Source organism: Flavonifractor sp. An4 (assembly GCF_002161755.1).
In the GTDB taxonomy this organism is placed as follows: domain Bacteria; phylum Bacillota; class Clostridia; order Oscillospirales; family Oscillospiraceae; genus Flavonifractor; species Flavonifractor avicola.
Genome location: NZ_NFIL01000087.1, coordinates 1 through 2,913, shown reverse-complemented (window position 1 = coordinate 2,913; position 2,913 = coordinate 1). Strand labels below are relative to the sequence as shown.

General features: G+C 43.4%; 4 protein-coding genes. 3 read left to right on the top strand and 1 reads right to left on the bottom strand.

Annotated features, from left to right (window positions below):
* The 3 genes from B5F94_RS15690 to B5F94_RS15680 form a co-directional block, all read left to right on the top strand.
* Window positions 1–312 (top strand): TraM recognition domain-containing protein (locus B5F94_RS15690; RefSeq protein WP_158100316.1); only part of this gene is annotated, 312 nt, incomplete at its 5' end.
* Between the two features lie 100 nt (window positions 313–412).
* Window positions 413–628: a DUF7678 domain-containing protein gene (locus tag B5F94_RS15685; RefSeq protein ID WP_087331481.1), complete on the top strand. Its 216-nt coding sequence runs from the start codon at window positions 413–415 to the stop codon at window positions 626–628.
* 331 nt (window positions 629–959) lie between these two features.
* On the top strand, window positions 960–1,238 hold the full coding sequence (locus tag B5F94_RS15680) for a hypothetical protein (protein ID WP_087331478.1): 279 nt from the start codon (window positions 960–962) through the stop codon (window positions 1,236–1,238).
* 15 nt (window positions 1,239–1,253) lie between these two features.
* Here B5F94_RS15680 and B5F94_RS15675 read toward each other — a convergent pair whose 3' ends face one another.
* Window positions 1,254–2,195, bottom strand: a complete 942-nt coding sequence (locus tag B5F94_RS15675; RefSeq protein WP_087331474.1) for a DUF2971 domain-containing protein — start codon at window positions 2,193–2,195, stop codon at window positions 1,254–1,256.
* Window positions 2,196–2,913 lie beyond the last annotated feature (718 nt).

Sequence of the window (2,913 nt, the reverse complement as noted above, 5' to 3'; positions counted from 1 at the left end):
GTCCTCCAGAGCCTTGCACAGCTGGAGGCCGCATACGGGCATGACAAGGCCGTTACCATTCTGAGCAACTGCGACCACCTGCTCTACCTGGGCGGACAGGAGCTTGCAACGGCCCGGTACATCTCCGTCAAGGCCAACAAGTCTGTCCACACCATCCTGAACATGCCCTTAAACCATGCGTGGCTGTTTACACGGGGCGGCGCACCAAAGGAGGTGGAGAAATACCGCCTGGAGGACCATCCCCTGTATCACTTGGCACAGCCGTCGAAGCAGAAAGCGGCGTACCATGAACAGGATGAGCACGAGGCATGAGGCACAAAACGCATTCTGATGGACAGCGCGTATCAAGGCCGTATTTGCTTGCAATTCCCCTTGACGCCTTCAAAACCAAACTGTTTCAGGAGGTGATAATATGTGGCTACATGGCATGATTGATGGCTACAGCTTCTCCATCAAGCTGTATGAATACGGGAGCAAATGGGGCATCCAGCAAGGCTGTATCTCTAAACTCGAAATCAGAAAAAATGGATGCATAGTGGCCAACTACGACCGGGGCTGGGACATTGAGCCCAAGGACGATGAGGCGCGGGCCGTATTGGCCGAAATTCTACGACGGTATAATGGATAACAAGTGCGGGAGGAGGTTTCAAGCAAGGCCAACAAGTCTGTCCACATCATCCTGAACATGCCCCTGCACCATGCGCAGCTGTTTACTAGGAGTAGTGAGCCTCAATGGATACAGAACTATGACCTGGAGAGTCACCCTTTCTATCAATGTGGGCGGGCGGCGCAAACCTGCGGGCATCACCCGGATGCCGGGTGGGATGTATAATGAAGCGTGACAGTTGTGACAGTCAAAACTGGAACTTTTCTCACTGTATCGCTAAATTAAATTCAAATTGGATATTGAAAAAAGTTTGGAATTGACCGTCACAACCGTCACCAAGGAGAAATTTAATATGATTGATAAGAAAACGCCCACGCCCAGAGTGCGGGACGGCAAGCCGGTATGGACAGAGGAGATCTTTGACTATACGGTTGCGGCGGTGAGCAATCGTTATGCAGTCACCTCTACGGAATTTTTCCGCACCCAATTAACCGCCTCCACGCTGGAGCCACGCACCTTGCAAAAGCCTACAGCGCATAGCGCCGGTGCGGGGGTAAAAATCCTCTCCGCTTCCATGCACGCCGATACAAAGAGGGCATATCAGCTTTTGATCGGAGGAAGGAAAAGTTAGGTATAGCATTGTCTTCTAATATCTTATGGGTACTTTAGAAACATTAATGTTGATCTCATATTGATGAGAGGCAAGCATTTGAGACAATGTTTTTTTTTGCAAATCTAACTGAGATTCCGTCCCTCGAAATGGTCCTAGTGTAACCGATTTCAAAGCCTTTTTATCAATTAATAATTCAATGTATGGAATAAAATATCCCGCATTAGTTCTATATTTTATCGAGAAATCATCTCTATACTTGTCTGCCATATCAACAATTATACGGACCTCCTGCTCATAGCTAAAGCACTCTTGTTTGAAAATCATTTTTAAAGAGGCCAATTTTTTAGAAACAACTTCTCTAACCGGCTGTTCAAACCCTTCTTTATATTTACTTATTATTTCCAGGAGAAATTTTTTAATAATGTCCTCTTGTTCTTTTTGACTATATACCACCGAACTAACATTTAATCTTACTTTTCCATGTGCAGAAAGTGTTGGGTAGTTTGACAAAATTGCCTTGGAATCCATTCCCAAATTAATTCCTTCAAACAAATCTCCTTTGGAATAATAATTCCACATAGGTAAAAGGTCACTTTTTTGCGAAAAAGATGCAATATATGTTGTATATTCGCTGCGTTCCGATATAAGTTTGTTGTTTTCGCGCATTGCAAAAAAATCATTTTTTGATGGTTTTATACCGGACAAAAGTTCATATAAATTGGGGGAAATATATCCACAAGCCCTAAGATCTTTACATACTTTATAGTAACATGGTTCGACTATTGTCCCTTCTGATATATCATTCAAGCAATCATATTGGCTGGCCCATAAAACAATTTTATCTCTCGAATTGAGAAGAATTGATTCTATATTATGAAGTGCCGTATAATGATATATTTCACCATCAAAATTTGTATAGCGGGGACTGGCATCAACGCTTAAACTCATTAAAAATTCATGCAATAAAGAACCCATGCGATTTTCTCCTTCTCTACCGCAATACTCCTGTACCAGAGTCTTTTTCAGGGTTTCCAGTTTCTCAAGGCTACGACCGATGTTGGCTTTTATTTTTCCTGTTTGCTCAACAAAAGCATCATATTTAAGTTGTTATGATAATGTAGGACAAATATGCTCCATACTTATAAAGGGCTTTTACGATATTCCATTTTACCGCACAATGTAGATTGCCGCAACAGCAAGTTTGTAGATTGCCGCAACAGCAAGTTTGTAGATGGGATGACGTATTTATAAAAATACGATTGAGTGCGGCAATTACTTGTAGAAACTCGTTGACTATGTAGCTGTTGCACTATGGCACAGCGAAAATATTCCAGAAGAACACAAGCCAAACTCCCTATGGGCATGAAACGGATGCCAGGCGGAGGTAAAATGGGTAACAGTCGATATCATACTTTTTCCTTGTAGAACATCAAGCAATGAGATGGATGATGTAATACAGACAAAATGATTTTTTGATGTTTCTGGTGTAAAATGACTGCATATACCAGGCGGTTTTCTATTGCGGACTGGGAGGAGGTGTGCTATACTCAGGTCAGACTTACTTCCAAACACTCTGACCTAATCCCCTGAAAAACGGCGGCTTGTCCGCCAAGTTTGACCCCAAGCATGAGCGAGAGTGCGTTGGAAAAACTCCGACGCACCCTCGCTTTTTTCATCCCCTGATGCCGCAGAG

Coding starts and splice junctions, on each gene's coding strand:
- B5F94_RS15685 (WP_087331481.1), top strand. CDS start 413: ATGTGGCTACATGGCATGATTGATGGCTACAGCTTCTCCATCAAGCTG.
- B5F94_RS15680 (WP_087331478.1), top strand. CDS start 960: ATGATTGATAAGAAAACGCCCACGCCCAGAGTGCGGGACGGCAAGCCG.
- B5F94_RS15675 (WP_087331474.1), bottom strand. CDS start 2,195: ATGGGTTCTTTATTGCATGAATTTTTAATGAGTTTAAGCGTTGATGCC.